Origin of the sequence: Saccharothrix saharensis, from assembly GCF_006716745.1 — a bacterium.
Lineage (GTDB): Bacteria > Actinomycetota > Actinomycetes > Mycobacteriales > Pseudonocardiaceae > Actinosynnema > Actinosynnema saharense.
Genome location: NZ_VFPP01000001.1, coordinates 1,627,220 through 1,647,228, shown reverse-complemented (window position 1 = coordinate 1,647,228; position 20,009 = coordinate 1,627,220). Strand labels below are relative to the sequence as shown.

Sequence of the window (20,009 nt, the reverse complement as noted above, 5' to 3'; positions counted from 1 at the left end):
TTTGTTAGGTTACGCAAACCTAACCTGGTATCACGGCGCGCCGACGCGCCTGCCGAAAGGGAAACCCTGATGTCCACGAAGTTCAAGCTGGTCGCGGTCGTCTCGGCCGCAGCGCTGGCGCTGGCCGCCTGCGGGGGCGGCGGCGACGCCGGCTCCGGCGGGACGAGCACGACCGACACCGCCTCCACCGGCGCGTTCCCGGTCTCGGTCGAGCACAAGTACGGCACCACCGAGATCAAGGCGGAGCCGAAGAAGGTCGTCACGCTCGGCCTGTCCGACCAGGAGCCCGTGCTGGCCCTGGGCGTCAAGCCGGTCGGCGTCGTGGACTGGTTCAAGGAGCGGCCCTTCGGCAACTGGCCGTGGACCAAGGAACTCTGGGGCAGCACCCAGCCGGAGATCGTCGGCGAGCGCGACGAGTACAACCTGGAGAAGGTCGCCGCGCTCAAGCCCGACCTGATCCTCGCGGTCTACTCCGGCATGAAGCAGGAGCAGTACGACACGCTGTCCAAGATCGCGCCCGTGGTCGCGCAGCCCAAGGCGTTCCCCGACTACGCCGCGCCGTGGCAGGACCAGACCCTGCACATCGGCAAGGCGCTGGGCAAGGAAGAGGAAGCGCGGGCGCTGATCGACGGCGTGGCGAAGAAGTTCGGCGAGGCCAAGGCCGCGCACCCCGAGTGGGCCGGCAAGACGATGGTGGTGGCCGACAGCTTCAAGCCCGGCCAGTACTCCGCGTTCGCCCCGACCGACCCGAAGGCCATCTTCATGAAGGAGCTGGGCTTCACCCTCGTCGACGAGATCGGCACGCTGGCCGGCCAGATGAACGTGGCCGAGTTCAGCGAGGAGCGGTTCGACCTGCTCGACGCCGACCGGCTGGTGTGGCTGATGTTCGACCAGAGCGCGTGGGAGCGGGTCAAGTCCGTGCCCGCCTACCAGCGGCTGAAGGTCGTCACCGAGAAGCGCGACCTGTTCCTCACCTACATGGACCCGCCGATCGGCGCGGCCATGTCGTTCAACACGGTGCTGAGCGTGCCCTACGGCATCGAGCAGGTCGTGCCGCTGCTCGAAGCGATCAAGAACTAGTTCGGCGGTCCACCGCGGGTGGGGGTGCCGTCGCGCATCCCCACCCGCGGTGTGTGTGCGGGGAAGTCGGGAAGGAACGGGAAGGTTGTGACCATGGCGCTGCCCTTGACCGGTGCTCAGACCGGTGTCTGGTTGGCACAGCAGCTGGAGCCCGACAACCCCGTCTACAACGTCGCCTGGTACCTGGAGCTGCGCGGTCCGGTCGACCACGACCGGCTGGAGGCGGCGGTCCGGCAGGTGGTCGGCGAGACCGGCGCGCTGCACGTCCGCTTCACCGAGGACGGCCAGGTCCCGGCGCCGCCGACCACCGACGTCACGCTGCTGTCGTTCGACTCCGTGGCCGACGCGCGGGCGTGGATGGACGACGACATGGCCCGGCTGACCGACATCGCCGACGGTCCGCTGTTCCACCACGCGCTGCTGCGCATCGCCGACGACCACGTGCTCTGGTACCAGCGCTACCACCACCTGGTGGTCGACGCGTACGGCTGCGTGCTGATCACCAGACGGGCCGGCGAGCTGTACGAGGGTTCCGCCGAGCCGCGGCCGAAGCCGGTGCAGGCGCTGGTCGACGCCGACCTGGCCTACCGCGGGTCACCGGCCCGCGAGGCGGACCGCGCGTTCTGGCACGCGAAGATGGCCGACCACCCCGAGCCGGTGCGGCTCGTGCCGCGGGCCGCCGGGCAGGTGCGCGAGGTCATCCGCCGCACCGTCGAGCTGCCGAACCCGTTGTCCTCCCGGCAGGTGTTCGCCGCCGTCGCCGCCTACGCCCACCGCGTGACCGGCGCGACCGACCTGGTGCTGGCGATGCCGGTGACCGGGCGGCGGGACGCGGTCAGCCGGGTCACGCCCGGCATGGCGTCCACCGTGCTGCCGCTGCGCGTCACCGTGCGACCGGGCACCACCATCACCGACCTGATCGCCGCCGTGGACCGCGAGATCCGCGAGGTCGTCCCGCACAGCGCCTACCGCGGCGAGGACCTGGCCCGCGAACTCGGCCTGCGCGACGGCATCCCCGAGCTGGTCGGGCCGACGGTCAACTACCTGGGCTTCGGTCGCGAGATGGGGTTCGCCGACCTCGACCCCGCGTTCCACATGCTGTCGCTGGGCCCGGTCAACGACCTGACCACGTCGTTCCTCCAGCGCGCCGACGGCAGGCTCGTCGTGACGTTCGAGGCGAACGCCGCCGTGTGCACGCCCGACGAGCTGGCCGACCACCAGCGGCGGTTCCTGCGCGTGCTCGACGCCGACCCCGACCAGCCGGTGGCGCTGATCGACCTGGTCGACGACGACGAACGCGCCCGGCTGCTCGACTTCGGCACGGCGCCGCGCGAGGTGGACGAGGTGACGTGGCCGGGTGCGGTCGAACGCCAGGCCGCGCTGCGCCCCGACGCCGTCGCGGTGGTGTGCGAGGACGTGTCGCTGACCTACGCCGAGCTGAACACCGCCGCGAACCGGCTGGCCCGCGCGCTCGTCGCGGCGGGCGTGGGAGCCGAGGACGTCGTGGGCGTGGCCCTGCCCCGCTCGGCCGACCTGGTCGTGACGCTGCTCGCGGTGATGAAGGCGGGCGCGGCCTACCTGCCGCTGGACCTCGACCACCCGCGCGACCGCGTCGACCACATGGTGTCCGACGCGGGCGCGAAGCTCGTGATCACGCCGGAGACCCGGTTCGACCTGCCCGCCGACGGCTCCGACCTGGGCCTTCCGATCGCGCTCGACCAGGCCGCGTACGTGATCTACACGTCCGGCTCGACCGGCCGGCCCAAGGGCGTCGTCGTCACGCACGAGGGCATCGGCAGCCTCATCGCGACGGCCGTGGACCGGATCGGGATCACCCCGGACAGCCGGGTGGTGCAGTTCGCGTCCGTCGGGTTCGACGTGGCCGTGTGGGACCTGTGCATGTCGTTGGGCGTCGGCGGGCGGGCGGTCGTCGTGCCGTCGCACCGCCGCGTCGCGGGCGACGAGCTGACCTCCTACATCGCCGCGCACGAGGCCACGCACATGATCCTGCCGCCGTCGCTGGTCGCGGCGCTGCCGCCGGAGTGCGAGCTGCCCGCGGGCGCGGTGCTGGTCGTGGGCACGGAGACGGTGCCGACCGAGCTGATCGCCCGGTGGGCGCGGCGGCTGCGGGTCGTGGCGGCCTACGGCCTCACCGAGGCGACCGTGAACTCCACGCTGTGGCCCGCGAAGCCGGACTGGACCGGCCCGGTGCCGATCGGCGTGCCGGACCCGAACACCCGCTGCTACGTGCTGGACTCGGCGTTGCGGCCGGTGCCGGTGGGCGTGGAGGGCGAGCTGTACGTCGGCGGGCGCGGGCTCGCGCGGGGCTACCGGGGGCAGGCGGCGCTGACCGCGTCCCGGTTCGTGGCCGACCCGTTCGGGGCGCCCGGCGCGCGGATGTACCGGACCGGCGACCGGGCGCGGTGGCGCGCGGACGGGAACCTGGACTTCCTGGGCCGCTCCGACGGCCAGGTGAAGATCCGCGGGTTCCGGATCGAGCCGGGCGAGGTCGAGAGCGCGCTCATGGCGCACCCCGGCGTCGCGCAGGCCGCCGTCCTGGTGCGGGAGGACCACCGGCGGGTGAAGCGGCTCGTCGCGTACGTGGTCGGCTCGGTCGCGCCGGTGGACGCGCGGGAGCACGTCGCCGCGGCGCTGCCGGACTACATGGTGCCGTCCGTGGTGGTGCCGGTGGCCGGGCCGCTGCCGCTGACGCCGAACGGCAAGCTGGACCGGGCGGCGCTGCCGGAGCCGGACTGGACCGCGCTCGGCGGTGACGCGCCGGCCACGAACCCGGTCGAGCAGGTGCTGGTGGACCTGGTCGAGGCCGTGCTGGGGTTGACGCCGGGCGTCCACGACAACTTCTTCGAGCTGGGCGGCGACAGCATCGTCACGATGCAGCTGGTGTCGCGGGCGCGGGCGGCGGGCCTGGAGTTCACGCCGCGCGAGGTGTTCGAGCACCGGACCGTGGCCGGGTTGGCGCGGGTCGCCCGCGCGGTCGGGACGGAGGTCTCCCTGGACGGGTTCTCGTCGGACGTGCTGCCGGCGTCACCGTTGCAGGAGGGCTTCTTCTTCCACGCGCAGTACGACGCGGACGACTCGTACGTGGTGCAGGAGGTGCTGAGCCTGGACGTGGACCGGGAGGCGGTGCAGGGCCTGCTGGACCGGCACCCGTTGCTGCGCGCGGGGTTCCGCCAGACCGACCGCGGGCGCGTGGAGCAGGTGATCGCGGACGCGCTGGCGCTGCCGTGGCGCGAGTACCCGGCCGGTGACGACGTCGAGGCCGTGCTGGCGGCGGAACGGGCCGAGCCGTTCGACCTCTCCCGGCCGCCGCTGATGCGGGCGGCCCGGCACGGCGACCGGCTGGTGCTGACGCTGCACCACATCCTGCTGGACGGGTGGTCGGTCGGCTTGCTGCGGCGGGAGCTGGTGGGTGGCCGGGTGGAGCCGGTCGACCACCGGCACTACTTCGCGTGGCTGGCGAGCCGTGACCGCGACGCGGCGCACGCCGCTTGGCGCGCTGCGCTGTCCGATGTGGACGAGCCGACGCTGGTCGCCGGAATTGTCGTACCCCGGTGGGAGAATAAGAACAGGGGTCCCCTTGGCGGGGACGCCCGCGCAGCTCTGGGCGGGGGTCTCCGCGAGGCGGCCCCGGTGGGTGAGGTGTCGCCGCGGCACGGACAGCACCGGGTGAAGCTGCCCGCCGAGCTGAGCGCGGCGCTGGTCGGCCAGGCGCGGCGGCGTGGTCTGACGCTCAGCACCGTGCTGCACGGCGCGTGGGGCCTGCTCCTCGGCGGCCTCACGGGGCGGGCCGACGTCGTCTACGGCACCACCGTGGCCGGGCGCCCGGCCGAGGTGCCCGGGATCGAGAACGCGGTCGGGCTGTTCATCAACACCGTGCCCGTCCGCCAGCGGTGGCGGGGGGACGACGGCCTCGCGACCGTCCTCACCCACCTGCAGGCCGAGCAGGCGCGGCTGCTGGACCACCAGCACCTGGGCCTGGCCGAGATCCAGCGCGTCACCGGGCACGGCGAGCTGTTCGACACCCTCGTCGTGGTCGAGAACTTCCCCGACGTGGTCGACGACGTGGAGATCCGCGACCAGGTGCACTACCCCCTGGCGCTGATCGTCCTGCCCGGCGACCGCATCGAACTGCGCCTCAAGCACCGCGTCCCCGACGCCGAAGCCGCGTCCCTGGCCGAACGGCTGGTCCGCCTGCTGTCCGCGTTCGCCACCACCCCGGACCGGCCGGTCGCGAGCCTCGACCTCGTCACCACCGCCGAGACCGAGTGGCTCCGGCAGCTCAACGACACCGCCGCCGACGTCCCCGAAGGCACGCTCGTCAGCCGGATCGCCGCCCGGACCGCCCTCACCCCCGACGCGACCGCCGTCGTCCACGACGACGTCACCCTCACCTACGCCGAACTGGACCGGCGCTCCACCGCGCTGGCCCACAGGCTGCACGGCCACGACGTCGTCGCGGTCGCCGTGCCGCGCTCCGCCGAGCTGATGGTGGCCCTGCTGGGCGTGCTCAAGGCCGGCGCCGCCTACCTGCCGCTCGACCTCGACTACCCGGCCGACCGCGTCGAGTTCATGCTGGCCGACTCGGGCGCGACCGCCGTCGTCCGGCCCGAGGACTGCGCCGACACGGGAGCACCTCAGGGCGAACTCCCCGCGCCGCACCCGGACCGGCCCGCCTACCTCATCTACACCTCCGGCTCGACCGGGCGGCCCAAGGGCGTCGTCGTCACGCACCGCGCCATCGTCAACCGGCTGGCGTGGATGCAGCACGAGTACCGCCTCACCGCCGACGACCGCGTGCTGCAGAAGACCCCGTCCAGCTTCGACGTCTCGGTGTGGGAGTTCTTCTGGGCCCTGTGCGAGGGCGCGGCCGTCGTGCTCGCCAAGCCGGACGGCCACCGCGACCCCGCCTACCTCGCCGACCTGATCCGCCGCGAGCGCGTCACCACCCTGCACTTCGTGCCGTCGATGCTGGCCGCGTTCCTGACCGTGCCCGAGGTGCACGAGGACGCGGCGTGGTCGACGAGCCTGCGCCGCGCGTTCAGCAGCGGCGAGGCGTTGACCGGCGAGGTCGCCGCCCGCTGGCGCGCCCTCACCGGCGTGCCGCTGCACAACCTCTACGGCCCCACCGAAGCCGCCGTCGACGTCACGCACTTCGAGTACGACGGCGCGCCGGACCACGCCGTGCCGATCGGCCGCCCGGTCTGGAACACCCGGCTGCACGTGCTCGACCCGTTCCTGCGGCCCGTCCCGGCGAACGTGCCGGGCGAGCTGTACCTGGCGGGCGTCCAGCTCGCGCTGGGCTACCACGGCCGGTCCGCGCTCACCGCGCAGCGGTTCGTCGCCGACCCGTTCGGCGCGCCCGGCGACCGCATGTACCGCACGGGCGACCTGGTCGTGCGCCGCGCCGACGGCGCGCTCGTCTACCTGGGCCGCACCGACCGCCAGGTCAAGGTGCGCGGCAACCGGATCGAGCTCGGCGAGGTCGAGTCGGCGTTGGTCGCGCTGCCCGGCGTGGCGCGGACCGCGGTCATCGCCCGCGACAACCGGCTCCTGGCGTACGTGACGCCCGCCGACGTCGACCTGGACGCGGTGCGGGCCGGGATCGCCGACGCCCTGCCCGCCGCGATGGTCCCGCACGCGGTCGTGGCCCTGCCGGACTTCCCGCTCACCCCCAGCGGCAAGCTCGACCAGAACGCGCTGCCCTCGCCCACCCCGGACAGGACCGGACGGCGTGCGCCGGAGACCGAGCGGGAACGCCTGCTGTGCGAGGTGTTCGCCGACGTCCTCGGCCTGGCCGAGCTGGGCGTGGACGACGACTTCTTCACCCTCGGCGGCGACAGCATCACGTCCATCGCGGTGTCCACCCGGGCCCGCCGGCTGGGCATCGGGATCAGCCCTCGCGACGTGTTCGAGCACCGCACGGTCGCCGCGCTCGCCGCCGTCCAGGCCGAGGACGGCACCGCCGACGACGCGCCGCTGCTCGTGCTGACCGACGAGCAGCGCGCGGCCCTGCCCGAGGCGGAGGACGTGTGGCCGCTGTCCCCGTTGCAGGAAGGCCTGTACTTCCACTCCAGCTACGACACCGGCGCGCTCGACGTCTACCTGTCCCAGGAGACGATGGACTTCGCCGGCCGGCTGGACGTCGACCGGCTGCGCCGCGCGGGCGCCGTGCTCCTGGCGCGCAACCCCAGCCTGCGGGCCGGGTTCACCAGCGACGGCGTGCCGGCACCGGTGCAGTTCATCGCGCCCGGCCTGGAGATCCCGCTGCGCGTGGTCGACGCCGACCACGCCGACGTGCCCGACCTGCTGGCCGCCGACCGGCGCGAGCGGTTCGACCTGGCCGCGCCGCCGCTGTGCCGGTTCCTGGTGCTGCGGCTGCCCGACGGCCGCGACCGGCTCGTCATCACCCACCACCTGATCCTGTGGGACGGCTGGTCGGCGTGGCTGTTCCTGGAGCAGCTGCTGGAGCTGTACCGCGACGCCGACGCCGAGCTCCCGCCGCCCGGTTCCTACCGCGACTACCTGGCGTGGCTGGCCCGGCAGGACCACGACGCGGCGCTGCGCGCGTGGCGCACCGCCCTGTCCGGCCTGCGCGAGCCGACCCTGGTCGCCCCCGCGGACCGGTCCCGCGAGCCGGTCATCCCGGCCGAGGTCCACCAGGAGCTGACCGAGGAGCTGACCGACCGCGTCCGGGCGCAGGCCCGGCGGCACGGCCTGACCGCCAACGCCGTGTTCAACGCCGCGTGGGCGCTGGTGCTGGCGAGCCAGGTCGGCCGGGACGACGTGGTGTTCGGCACCGCCGTCGCGGGCCGCCCGGTCGAGGTCGACGGCGTCGAGCACGTCATCGGCATGTTCCTCAACACCATCCCCACCCGGATCGCCCTCGACCCCCGCGAGACCGTGCTGGAGCTGCTGCGCCGCGTCCAGGCCGAGCGGACCGCGCTCATGTCCTACGAGCACGTCGGCCTGGGGGAGATCCAGCAGGAAGCCGGGCACCGGCAGCTGTTCGACACGCTGTTCGTGCTGCGCACCGGCGACGGCGACGACCGGCAGGGCGAGCTGGCGTCCCGGCACGGCGTGCTCGACGTGTCCAACGTGGACGGCACGCACTTCCCCCTGACCCTCATCATCACGCCCGGCGCCCGCACCCGCGTCACGCTGGCGTCCCGGCCGGACACCTTCGCCGCCGACGCCGCCGAAGCCCTGCTCACCCGGTACACCACCGTCCTGCGCCGCCTGGTCGACGCACCGGACGCGCTGGTCGGCACCCTCGACGTGCTGCCCGACCACGAACGGCGCGCGCTGGAGGCCGAGTGGGACGCCAGCACCAACCCGATGGTGTCCGAGACCATCGCCGACCTGCTCGTCGCCCAAGCCCGCCGGACCCCGGACGCGACCGCGCTCGTGTTCGGCGACCAGCGGCTCACCTACGCCGAGCTGCAGGACCGGATCGACACCCTGGCCCGGCTGCTGATCAGCCGCGGCGCGGGGCCGGAACGCGTGGTCGCGCTCGCGCTGCCGCGCACGACCGAGATGGTGGTGGCGTTGTTCGCGGTGCTCCGCACCGGGGCCGCGTACCTGCCGCTCGACCTCGACCACCCGGCCGACCGGCTGCTGCTGATGATCGAGGACACCGCGCCGCTGTGCGTGCTGTCGACCACGGCGGTCGGCCTGGTGCCGGACGCGCTGTGCGTCGACGACCTGCCTCCTGCGCCGGACGAGGTCGAGTGGCCGACGTTCTCCCTGGACCACCCGGCGTACGTGATCTACACGTCCGGCTCGACGGGCCGGCCGAAGGGCGTCGTCACGCCGTACCGCGGCCTGACGAACATGCAGCTCAACCACCAGCGGGCGATCTTCGCGCCCGCCATCGCGGCGGCCGGCGGCCGGCGGCTGCGCATCGCGCACACCGTGTCGTTCGCGTTCGACATGTCGTGGGAAGAGCTGCTGTGGCTGGTCGAGGGCCACGAGGTGCACGTGTGCGACGAGGAGCTGCGCCGGGACGCGGCGGCCCTGGTGGCGTACTGCGACGAGCACCTGATCGACGTGGTCAACGTGACCCCGACCTACGCGCAACTGCTGATCGAGGAAGGCCTGCTGGAGGGGCACGTCCCCGCGCTGGTGCTGCTCGGTGGCGAGGCCGTGCCGGAGTCGGTGTGGCAGCGGCTGCGCGACACCCCCGGCACGTACGGCTACAACCTCTACGGACCCACCGAGTACACGATCAACACGCTCGGTGCGTCCACCGAGGACAGTGAGACCGCGACCGTCGGCAAGGCGATCCGGAACACCCGCGCGTACGTGCTCGACGCCCACCTGCGGCCGGTGCCGCCCGGGTCGCCCGGTGAGCTCTACATCGCGGGCGTCGGCCTGGCCCGCGGCTACCACGACCGGTTCGGCCTGACCGCCGAGCGGTTCGTCGCCGACCCGTACGGCCCGCCCGGCACCCGCATGTACCGCACGGGTGACCTGGTGCGGGCCCGCCGGGACGGCAACCTGGACTTCCTCGGCCGCACCGACGACCAGGTCAAGATCCGCGGCTACCGGGTCGAGCTGGGCGAGGTCGAGTCCGCGCTGGCCGCCCAGCCCGGCGTGACGCACGCGGCGGTCGTCGTCGACGCCGGACCGGGCGGCGTGAAGCGGCTCATCGGTTACGTGGTGTCCGCGGTCGACACCGCGAGCTTGCGGGAGGAGCTGAAGCTGAGCCTGCCCGACTACATGGTGCCCGCCGCGATCACGGCGGTGGACGCGTTGCCGCTGACCGTGAACGGCAAGCTCGACGTGCGGGCGCTGCCGAAGCCGGTGGTGACCGGCGCGGCGTCCTCGCGCGCCGCCTCGACCCGGGCGGAGGAGGTGCTGTGCGGGCTGTTCGCCGAGGTGCTGGGCGTGCCGTCGGTCGGCGTGGACGACAACTTCTTCGACCTCGGCGGCCACTCGCTGCTCGCCACCCGGCTGGTCAGCCGGGCCCGGACGGCACTGGGCGCGGAACTGGCGATCCGGGACCTGTTCGACGCGCCCACGGTCGCCGGACTGGCCCTGCGCGCCGGCGGCGGGTCGGTGCGACCGCCGCTCGTGCCCGTCGAGCGGCCCGCCGAGCTGCCGCTGTCGTCGGCGCAACAGCGGTTGTGGCTGATCCAGCAGATGGAGGGAACGTCCGCCGCGTACAACTTCCCGCTGGTGTTCACGCTGCACGGTCCGCTGGACGTCGCCGCGCTCACCGCCGCCGTCGGTGACGTGGTCGACCGGCACGAGGCGTTGCGGACGGTCTTCGGTGAGCGCGAGGGCACGCCGTTCCAACGGGTGCTGCACGACGTCACGCCGGTCGTGGTGGTGCGCTCGGCCGGTGCGGAGGACGTCCCCGGCATCGTGCGCGACGAGGTCGAGCGGCCGTTCGACCTGCGCGCCGAGCTGCCGTTGCGGGTCACGATCGCGTCGTTGGCCCCGGAGGAGCACCTGGTCGTCATCCTGCTGCACCACATCACCACCGACGAGTGGTCCGACCGGCCGTTCCTGCGCGACCTCGCGACCGCGTACCGGGCCCGGCGGACCGGTGCGGCGCCGGCGTGGGAGCCGCTGCCCGTGCAGTACGCGGACTACACCGTGTGGCAGCGGGACGTGCTGGACGTCGTCGGCGAGGAGCAGTTGGACTTCTGGGCGAAGGCGCTGGCCGGCGCGCCGGAGGAGCTGGAACTTCCCGTCGACCGCCCGCGCCCGGGCAGGCCGACGTTCCGCGGCGCGGACCTGGAGGTGGAGTTCCCGGCGGAGCTGACCGACGGGCTGCGGGCTTTGGCGCAGGCGTCCGGCGCGTCGATGTTCATGGTGCTGCAAGCCGCGGTGGCTGCCCTGCTGGGCCGGTTGGGCGCGGGCGACGACATCCCGCTGGGCGCGCCGATCGCGGGCCGCACCGACGAGGCGCTGGACGACCTGGTCGGGTTCTTCGTCAACACGCTCGTGCTGCGCGCGGACCTGTCCGGCGACCCGGGCTTCACCGAGCTGGTGGCCCGGGTGAAGGAGACGTCGCTGGCCGCGTTCTCCCACCAGGACGTGCCGTTCGAGGCCGTGGTGGACCGGGTCAACCCGACCCGGTCGGCGGCGCGCAACCCGTTGTTCCAGGTGATGGTCGGCTACCACAGCCGCGGCGGTGACGCGGGGTCGTTCGACGGGCTGCCGGTGACGTGGGTGGGCCACGAGACCACGACCGCGAAGTTCGACCTGGTGTTCAGCTTCACCGAGGTGGTCGACGGGCCGGTGACGTGCCGGCTGGAGTACGCGACCGACCTGTTCGACCGGGTGACCGCGCAACGGCTCGGCGCGCGGCTGACCACGCTGGTGGGCGCGGTGGTGGCCAAGCCGACCGCGCCGGTGAGCGCGGTCGACCTGCTGGCGCCCGACGAGCGCCGCCGCGTGGTGGACGAGTTCAACCGCACCGCCCGGGTGGTGCCGGAGGAGTCGTTCACGACGCTGTTCGCGCGGTGCGTGGCGGCGAAGCCGGACGCGGTGGCCGTGGTGGACCGCACCCGTTCGGTCAGCTACGCCTGGCTGGACGACCGGTCCAACCGGATCGCCGGGCTCCTCGCGGCACGCGGCGTCGGGCACGAGTCGGTGGTGGGCATCGCGGTGCCCAAGTCGGCGGACATGGTCGCCGCGGTGCTCGCGGTGCTGAAGCTCGGCGCGGCCTACCTGCCGCTGGACCTCTCCCACCCGGCCGACCGGATCGCGTACATGATCGGCGATTCGGCCGCCGCGCTGGTGGTGACCACGCAAGCCGCGCCCGTCCCGGACGTCGCCGAGGTCCTGCTCCTCGACTCGGACGCGGTGCGCGACGAACTGGCCGCCGGGCCGGGCGCGGTGGCGGCGACCGGGCCGCGGTCGTTGGACTCGGCGATGTACGTGATCTACACCTCGGGCTCGACCGGCCGGCCCAAGGGCGTCGTGGTGCCGCACGAGGGCATCGCCAGCCTCGCCGCGACCGCGATCGACCGGATGGGGCTCACCGAGGACAGCCGGGTGCTCCAGTTCGCGTCCGTCGGCTTCGACGTGGCCGTGTTCGAGCTGACCATGGCGCTGTGCGTGGGCGGGCGGCTGGTGTTCGCGCCCGACGAGGTGCGGGTCGCCGGTCCGGAGCTGACCGACTTCCTGCGCGACCGGCGGATCACGCACATGATCCTGCCGCCGTCGCTGGTGTCCGCCCTGCCCGCCGACTGCGAGCTGCCCGAGGGCTCCACCGTCCTGGTCGGCACCGAGACCGTGCCGCCGGACGTGATCGGGCGCTGGGCCGGTCGCCTGAACCTGCTCGCCGCGTACGGCCTCACCGAGGCCACGGTCAACTCCACCCTGTGGAAGGCCGTGCCGGAGTGGGACACCGCCGTGCCGATCGGCGTCCCCGACCCGAACACCACCGTGTACGTGCTGGACGACCGGCTGCGGCCGGTGCCGCCCGGCGTGGTCGGCGAGCTGTACGTGTCCGGCCGCGGCCTGGCCCGCGGGTACACCGGCCAGGCCGCGCTGACCGCGTCCCGGTTCGTCGCGTCACCGTTCGGCCCGCCCGGGGCCCGCATGTACCGCACGGGTGACCGCGCGCGGTGGCGCGCCGACGGCAACCTGGACTTCCTCGGCCGCGTCGACACCCAGGTCAAGATCCGGGGCTTCCGGATCGAGCTGGGCGAGATCGAAGCCGCGCTGGCCCGGCACCCGGCCGTGGCGCAGGCGGCCGTCCTCGCCGACCGCACCGGTGACGTGACCAGGCTCGTCGGCTACGTCGTCGGCGCGACGGAGGACGACCTGCGGGCGTTCGTCGCCGAACGGCTCCCCGAGTACATGGTCCCGGCGACGGTGGTCTTCCTGGACGGCCCGCTGCCGCTGACGCCCAACGGCAAGCTCGACCGGCGTGCCCTGCCCCGTCCCGACTGGTCCGCGCTGACCGGCGACGACCGGCCGGTGACACCGGAGCAGAAGGCGATCGCGGAGCTGTTCGCCGAGATCCTCGGCGTGTCACCGGGCATCCACGACAACTTCTTCGGCCTCGGCGGCCACTCGATGGCGTCCATGCGGCTGGTCGGGAAGATCCGGTCGGTGTTCGGGGTCGACATCGCGCTGCGCGACGTGTTCGACTCGCCGACCGTCGCGGGGCTGGCCGGCAGGCTGACCGGGGCCACCTCGGCCCGCCCGCCGCTGCGCCGCTTCGACCGGCCGGTGGACCTGCCGCTCGCGCCCGTGCAGCGGGGTCCGGTGGTGTGGGACCACGCGCTGGCGTTGCGCGCCCGGACCCCGTTCGACGTGCCCGCGCTGCTCGCCGCGCACGCCGACGTCGTGGGACGGCACGAGCCGCTGCGCACGGTGCTGGACGGAGACGTGCAGCGCGCCGTGGCGGTGCCGCCGCTGGAGGTGGAACCGGTGGTGGCGCTGGACGAGGCGCTGACCGCGTTCGCCGCCGAGCCGGTCGAACCCGGCCGCCCGCCCGTGCGGGCCCGGCTGGTGGTGGACGCGTCCGGCGCGCAGGCGCTGCTGCTGACCATGAGCTACCTCGCGGTGGACGAGTGGTCGGTCGTGCCGCTGTTCCGCGACCTCCAGCACGCCTACGCGGCCCGGCGGCGCGGTGAGGCCCCGCAGTGGACCGAGCTGCCGGTGACGTACGCGGACTACACGTTGTGGTCGCTGGAAGTCGTGGAGTCGGTGGGGGAGGAGCAGCGGGCGTTCTGGCGCGAAGCGCTGCGGGGCCTGCCCGTGCTCGACCTGCCGTGCTCGGGGGAACGGCGACCCGGCCGGCACCCCGCGGGCGTGGTGCCGTTCACGCTGCCCGCCGCGCTGCACGCGGCCGTCGACCGGCTGGCCGCCAAGACCGGGACCAGCATGTTCATGGTCGTGCAGGCCGCCGTGGCGGCGGCTCTGACCCCGTACGGCACGGACCTGCCGATCGGCACGATGGTGGCCGGGCGGACCGAGGAGGCGCTGAGCGACCTGGTCGGCTGCTTCTTCAACCGGGTCGTGCTGCGCACCGACACGGCAGGCCACCCCACCTACGCCGAGCTGCTGGCCCGCGTCCGCGCCACCGACCTGGCCGCGTTCGAGCACGCGGACGTGCCGGTGCCGGTCGAGCCGCAGGTCATGATCGTGCACCACGAGAAGGCGGTCCTGTCCGCGCTGGAGGGGGGCACCGGGTCACTGGTCGCCGTCCCCACCGGCACGACACCCGCCGAGCTGACCGTCAGCTTCTACGAACCGCAGGACGACGGCCCGGTGCCGTGCTACCTCGCTTACGCGACCGACCTGTTCACCCCCGACACCGCCCAACACCTGGTCGACGCCGTGCTGGCGCACCTGCACCACGCCACGACCGACCCCGACCGGAGGATCACGCCGTGACCAACCCGTTCGAAGACCCCGAAGGCCGCTTCCACGTCCTCGTGAACGACGAGGGCCAGCACTCGCTGTGGCCGTCGTTCGCCGACGTCCCGGCCGGCTGGACGCCCACCTTCGGCCCCGACACCCGTGACGCCTGCGTCGCCTACGTGGAGGAGCACTGGACCGACCTGCGCCCCCTCTCCCTGCGCTGACCGCTTCACCGCTCCGGCAGGGCGTGCAGGAGTTCTCGGGCGTCGTCGCGGAACACCTCGCTCCACCGGGCGAGGTCCCGCGCGGCGCGCACCCTGACGTGCTCCGGCAAGCGCTCGTCGAACGCCACCTCACGCGCCGCGATCACGGCCGGTTCGCGGTGCTCCCGGTGGTTGGCGACGAGCGCTTCGGCGCTGCGCAACCGCACAACCGGGGGAAGGTCGCGGTCCCGCGTCATCGCGCGCAACGCGTGCGTGGCCTCCAGCGGCGCGATGGCCGCCATCGCCCGCAACGCGCGCAGCCGGTGCGTCGGGTTCCCGGTCGCGGACAGCCCACGCAGGACCGCCAACGCCTCCGGCCGCCTGTTCCGCGCCGCGTCCGCCAGCACTTCGGCGGCTCGGACCCGGCTGGTCGCCGGCAGCCCGGCGTCCACGGCCATCGCGTGCGCGACCTCCGCCGCTCGTTCCCGGCCAGGCTTGCCGAACCGCACCAGGTCGGATGCCGCCGCACACCGCAACGCCGGCCGTCGACCGGCGTCAGCCGCGATCTTGTGGAGCACTTCGGCTCCCTTGGCGCGGTCTTCCGGCCGGTAGTCGACCAACTCCGCGGCGGCGAGCCGGCGGATGGCGGCCGGAACGCGCTCGTCGTCCCGCATGGTTCGAACCTCGTCCAACCCGTCCACGTGCCGAAGCCGGAACATCGCATCGAGCCGCCACCGCGCGGACGCCCGGTCGTCGGATGCCACCCGACGCAGGAACTCCACCGCCTCGGCCGGTAGTACCCCCACCAGGTCGCCGACCAACTCGACCGCCCGCATCCTGGCGTGCAGGGGCTCAGCGTCGTCGCCGACCACGTCGAGCGCCTCGGTCACCACGTCCCGCCGGTGCGGCGTGCCGCAGTCGGCCAGAGCGCGCCAGGCGCGGAACCGGGTGCCGCGGTGCGAGGCCAGGCTCAGCAACGCGTCGACCACTTCCGGCACGGATCGGTGCGAAGCGCCGGCCAGCGCGACCGCCGCCGTGACGCGGTCGGCAGGCTTCCACTCGATCGAAGCCAGCACGTCACGCGCGGACGCGCTCACCACATCGGCCAGCGACGGGTCGACGTGGGAAGGGAGGCGGGTGGCCACCGGTGCGGCGGTGTCCGTGACCAGCTCCTCGAGGATCGCGGCCTTCGCCGGATCGGTGACGCGGTGCAGGGCGTTCCGCCGGGTGGACGGGGCGGCACCGGGGTGGTGCGCGACCGCGAGGGCGAACTTGTCGATCTCACCTTGGCGCAGTGCGGCGAGGTCGCTCAGCTTCCTGATCAGGACGACTTGCTCGTCGAGCGTCGTCATCGGCTCGATGAGCAGCCGCCGCAGCGTCGTGACGCACCGGTGCCACCGGGACCGGTCGAGCCGGACCAGGTCGTGCGCGGCCCGGCCACGTTCGTGCACGGGGGCGGCCCTGTCGTCCACGACCGACTCCAGGTCACCGGTGATGTCGGCGGTCGAGGGTTCGAACCGCGCCAGCGCCATGAGGGCGTCGCCGCGCTGGGCGAACGCGAGGTGGTCGTCCGCTGCCATCCGCCGGAGTGCGCCAACGGTTCGCTCATCGGGTTCCCCGCGCAAGTCGAGGACCAGTTCCGCGCCCGCCTGCCGCAAGTCGTTGCGGAGGTCGAGGCTCGACGGCATGACGGCGTGGGCGGACACGTCGGCACCCAACCGGGCGAGTTCGAGCAGCCGGAACTTCCAACTCGAAGATGGCGTGTGCGCGGCGAGCGCGGCCACCACGTCAACGGCTTCCCCGATGTGGCGGGAATCGAGCCGGGCGAGGGTGGTCGCGGCCCACATCCGATCCCAGGGGAGGACGACGTGGTCGACCATCACCGCGCGCACCGACGCCGCCGCCGACGCGTCGTGGCGGCCGAGCGCAATCAGCGCCTCCGCTCCCGAGATGACCGCATCGGTGTCCGTGCTCGCCCCGATGACGTGGTGGATGTGGTCCGCCAACCTGGCCCGTACCTGCCGCGCGGTCATCGCGAAGTCGCGCCCGATCAACCGCCCGGCGTCCACGGGGTCGGTGTTGAAGAGCGCGATGACCGCCTCCGACACAGGGAGGTGGAACCTGCGGTGGAGTGACACCAGCTGGTAGCACGCCTGATACCGGAACTGCCACGGAAGTGCGGTGTCCACCAATGCGCGGAGCAGTTTGTCGGCGGCTTCGTCCAGGGTTGCCGCCGCCACCGGTGGCCGCTCGTGGATGAAGATCCCATACCCCTCTTCGCCCGGCCGGGGGTCGAGGAGGTCGACCTGCGCCCGGGCCGCTGCCTCCGTGGTGCGGGTGTCGAGGGAGGCGAGCAACCGCCAAGCACGGGAGGCGTCGGAGGCGCGGAGGTCACCGGCGAGGATGTCGAGCAGGTGCGCCACCACCTCGCCGTGGAACTCCGGCCCGAGGCGGCTCGTCTGGCCGGCCGCTTCGATGCGGAGGCCCGGTTCCACGCCGGGGTCGGCGAGGTCGCGGCGCAACCGGCTGACCGCGTCGGTCCGGTGCGGTTCGCCGAACTCGGCCAGCCGACCGAGAGCCGCCTCGCGTTCGATGCCGGTCACCAGCGGGTCGTCGGCGATGCGGAGCAGGAGCCGGGCCGCCTCGTCCTGGTACTCCGGACCGAGGTCCGAGAGCGTTTGAGCTGCCCAGTAGGCCGTGTTCTCGTCCGAGTCGCAGTCCTCGAACGTCGCGCGCAGGTGGCTCGCGGCTTCGTGGTGGCCGCACGCACCCAGCTCCAGCATCGCGTTGAGGATGGTGCGCCGTTCCGAGTGCCCCAAACCGTGCTCCGCCATCATGACCCGCAGGTGCTCGGCGGCGGTGGTGCGGTGTTCGGGCCCCAGCTCGGCGAGCGCCGTCGCCGCGGCGACCCGTTCGTAGCGGTAGAGCCTCCTCGTTCCGGCCAGGTCGAGCAGGGCGGCGGCGGCTTGGTCGAGGCGGTGGGGGCCCAGGGAGGCCAAAGCGACGGCGGCGTCACGGCGGCCGGTCATCGAGTCGACCGGGTCGCGCAGCACCGACAGGAAGACCTCGGCGCACCTCTCGTGGAACTCGACGCCGATCTCCACCAGGCCGGTCGCGATCTCGACCAGGTCGCCGTTCGGCATGAGCGGGTCGTCCAGGTAGTCCAGCAGGGCCTTTGTGGCGAAGGCGCGGCCCTCGGAGCTGAGGCCGGCCAACACCACGGCGGCGGCGCGGCAGTCGGACATCTCGGCGTTGCGGTCGGTCAGCACGGCCCGCAGGCCGCGTTCGGCCGCGTCGCGCTCGGCACTCCCGCACAGCGACAACGCCTCGGCGGCGGAAAGTCGGTCGGCCACCGCGATGGTCGTGTCGTCGGTGACGGCCCGGAGCAGGGTGACGGCTTCCGGTGCGTCCGCCGTGCGCAGGCGGGTGGCCAGGGCGGTCGCCGCCTCGATCCGGGACCGCCACGGCGCGCGGTCGTCACGCAGCAGGTCGAGCAGCCACGGGACCAGCGCGGGGTGGTGGGCGGCACGGCTCGCGTGGCGCAGCACCTCCGCGCCCAGGTACTCCGTCGTCATCGCCCACGCCCTGGTGGTGGCCAGGAAGTCGTCCACGACCGCCGGACCGGCCGGCAGGTGCTGGGCGAGCAGCTTCGCCGCCAGGACGTGGTGGCTCGCGCCGCCCGCGTGCAGCCACCGCACCGCGTGATCGGCCTGGTCGGGGTGCAGGCGCGTGTAGTGCAGCAGCACGGCACGCGCATGACGGCCCTGCTCGCCCTGCAACGCCGTGTGCAGCAACGACTTGAAGTCGGGGTGCCCGTCGGCGAACGCGGCGGGCAGCTCGCGGGCCCCGGCGGTGGCGGCCAGGTGCTCGGCGAAGCTGTGGTGCAGGAAGCGCAGGTCGTCGCCGCGCTGGACGAGCGGTCCCGCGGCGGTGAGGAACGTGGTCAGCTCGTCGGTCCACCCGACCCGGACGGGCACGCGTGCGGAGACCCAGGCGCGGGCGGCCGCCATCAGGGACGTGTCGGTGCGCAGGCGCACGCGGCCCAGGTGTTGGAGCAGGTCCTCGCGCAGGTGGTCGAACGGGCCCGGAGCGGCCGGGTGGGCGGTGAGCAGGTAGCCCAGGTAGGCCTCGTACAGCTCGTACTGGTTGTCCGGCAACGGCCGGTCGCCGTACTGCTCGAAGATGATCGCCGCGATGGTCGCCAGCAGGGGAACGCGCACCAGCTCGTCCAGGTGCGCGGCCCGGAGTTGGCGGACGAACCGGTCGGCCGCGCCGGGGCTGCCGTCGAACCAGTTGTCCGCGAAGCGGCGCAACGCCTCCTCGTCGAACGGTTGCAGCTCGTACCGGGCGGCGGACGCGCGTTGGAGCGGGGCGAGGATCGAGCCCTCGATGGGCCTGGTGGTCACCACGACCCGGTACGGGGAGCCCGGCGCGGCGCACCCCTCCAGCACGTGCAGCAGGCGGCTCTGGTCGGCCGGGTCGGCGACCTCGTCCAGGCCGTCGACCAGCAGCAGCCACCGGCAGCCGGCCACCCGTTCCGCCACCTGCGCCGGGCCGACCTCCGCCCACAGCAACGAGCCGTAGTCGGCGGCGATGCTCTCCACCAGCGCCTTCGGGAACGGCAGGTCGAGGCGGGTGGCCAGCTCGCGCGCCGTGAGCCGCAGCGGCACCACCGGCTCGGCCAGCGGCGGCGGGGCGTCGCCACCGGACCACCGCGCGGCGATCTCGCCCGCCAGGCGCAGCGAGAGCGTCGACTTGCCCTGTCCCGGGCCGCCGGTGACCAGGACGTGCTCGTCGTCGTCCAACGCCTGCTGCACCGTGCGGGCGGGCGGCCGGACGGTCAACCGCGGCTTGGGCGCGGCCCGTTCGCGCAGCAGCCCGCGCTCGTCCAGCTCCGGTTCCGTGCGCGGCTGCTCGTCGTGGGCCTCCTCGGTGCCGGTGCCCAGGTCCTGGCGGACGTACACGGTGTCCAACGACGGCTTGCGCGCGCCGGGCAACCGGTACGGCAGGTCGCGGGCGGCGACCTCCTGCGCCCGCAGCAGGGACCGCACCTCGGCCGGCAGGACGGGCAAGGACGACCAGTCGTCCGGGGGTTCCCGCCGGTTCGCCCGCTCGGTCCGGCGCCGGTGCTCGCGCGCCTCCCACGCGGCCTTCCACAGCGCCACCGCGCGTTCCCGGTCCAGGGCCAGCGCGGTGATCAGCGCGTCCAGCGCCTGCCGGCTCGGCAGGTAGCGACCACCGCACACCTCGGAGACCTTGGCGCGGGACAGGCCGACGCGCTGCGCGACCCAGTCCTGCGTGACGCGGGCGGCGGCGCGGTGGCGCTCGACCTCGGCGGCGAAGGCTCGTTCCGGCGCGGACGGCTCCACTCGTCAC

Annotated in this window: 4 protein-coding genes; 3 read left to right on the top strand and 1 reads right to left on the bottom strand. The window is 73.6% G+C overall.

The annotated features are described in order from the left end of the window. Positions 1-69: 69 nt before the first annotated feature. The 3 genes from FHX81_RS06495 to FHX81_RS06485 all read left to right on the top strand — a co-directional run bounded on the left by FHX81_RS06495 (position 70) and on the right by FHX81_RS06485 (position 14,654). Positions 70-1,080: an iron-siderophore ABC transporter substrate-binding protein gene (locus tag FHX81_RS06495; RefSeq protein ID WP_141976015.1), complete on the top strand. Its 1,011-nt coding sequence runs from the start codon at positions 70-72 to the stop codon at positions 1,078-1,080. A 93-nt stretch (positions 1,081-1,173) separates the two neighbouring features. Further along, positions 1,174-14,463, top strand: a complete 13,290-nt coding sequence (locus FHX81_RS06490) for a non-ribosomal peptide synthetase (RefSeq protein ID WP_141976013.1) — start codon at positions 1,174-1,176, stop codon at positions 14,461-14,463. After that, positions 14,460-14,654, top strand: coding sequence for an MbtH family protein (locus FHX81_RS06485; RefSeq protein ID WP_141976011.1), 195 nt, complete (start codon positions 14,460-14,462; stop codon positions 14,652-14,654). Before FHX81_RS06490 ends, FHX81_RS06485 begins: the two co-directional genes overlap by 4 nt. Before the next feature lie 5 nt (positions 14,655-14,659). Here FHX81_RS06485 and FHX81_RS06480 read toward each other — a convergent pair whose 3' ends face one another. Continuing rightward, positions 14,660-20,002 (bottom strand): XRE family transcriptional regulator, encoded by a 5,343-nt coding sequence (locus FHX81_RS06480; RefSeq protein WP_141976009.1) that lies wholly within the window; start codon positions 20,000-20,002, stop codon positions 14,660-14,662. Positions 20,003-20,009: the final 7 nt, after the last annotated feature.

Bases quoted from the DNA above. Each gene is read 5' to 3' on its own strand.
- FHX81_RS06495 (WP_141976015.1), top strand. From the start codon at position 70: ATGTCCACGAAGTTCAAGCTGGTCGCGGTCGTCTCGGCCGCAGCGCTG.
- FHX81_RS06490 (WP_141976013.1), top strand. From the start codon at position 1,174: ATGGCGCTGCCCTTGACCGGTGCTCAGACCGGTGTCTGGTTGGCACAG.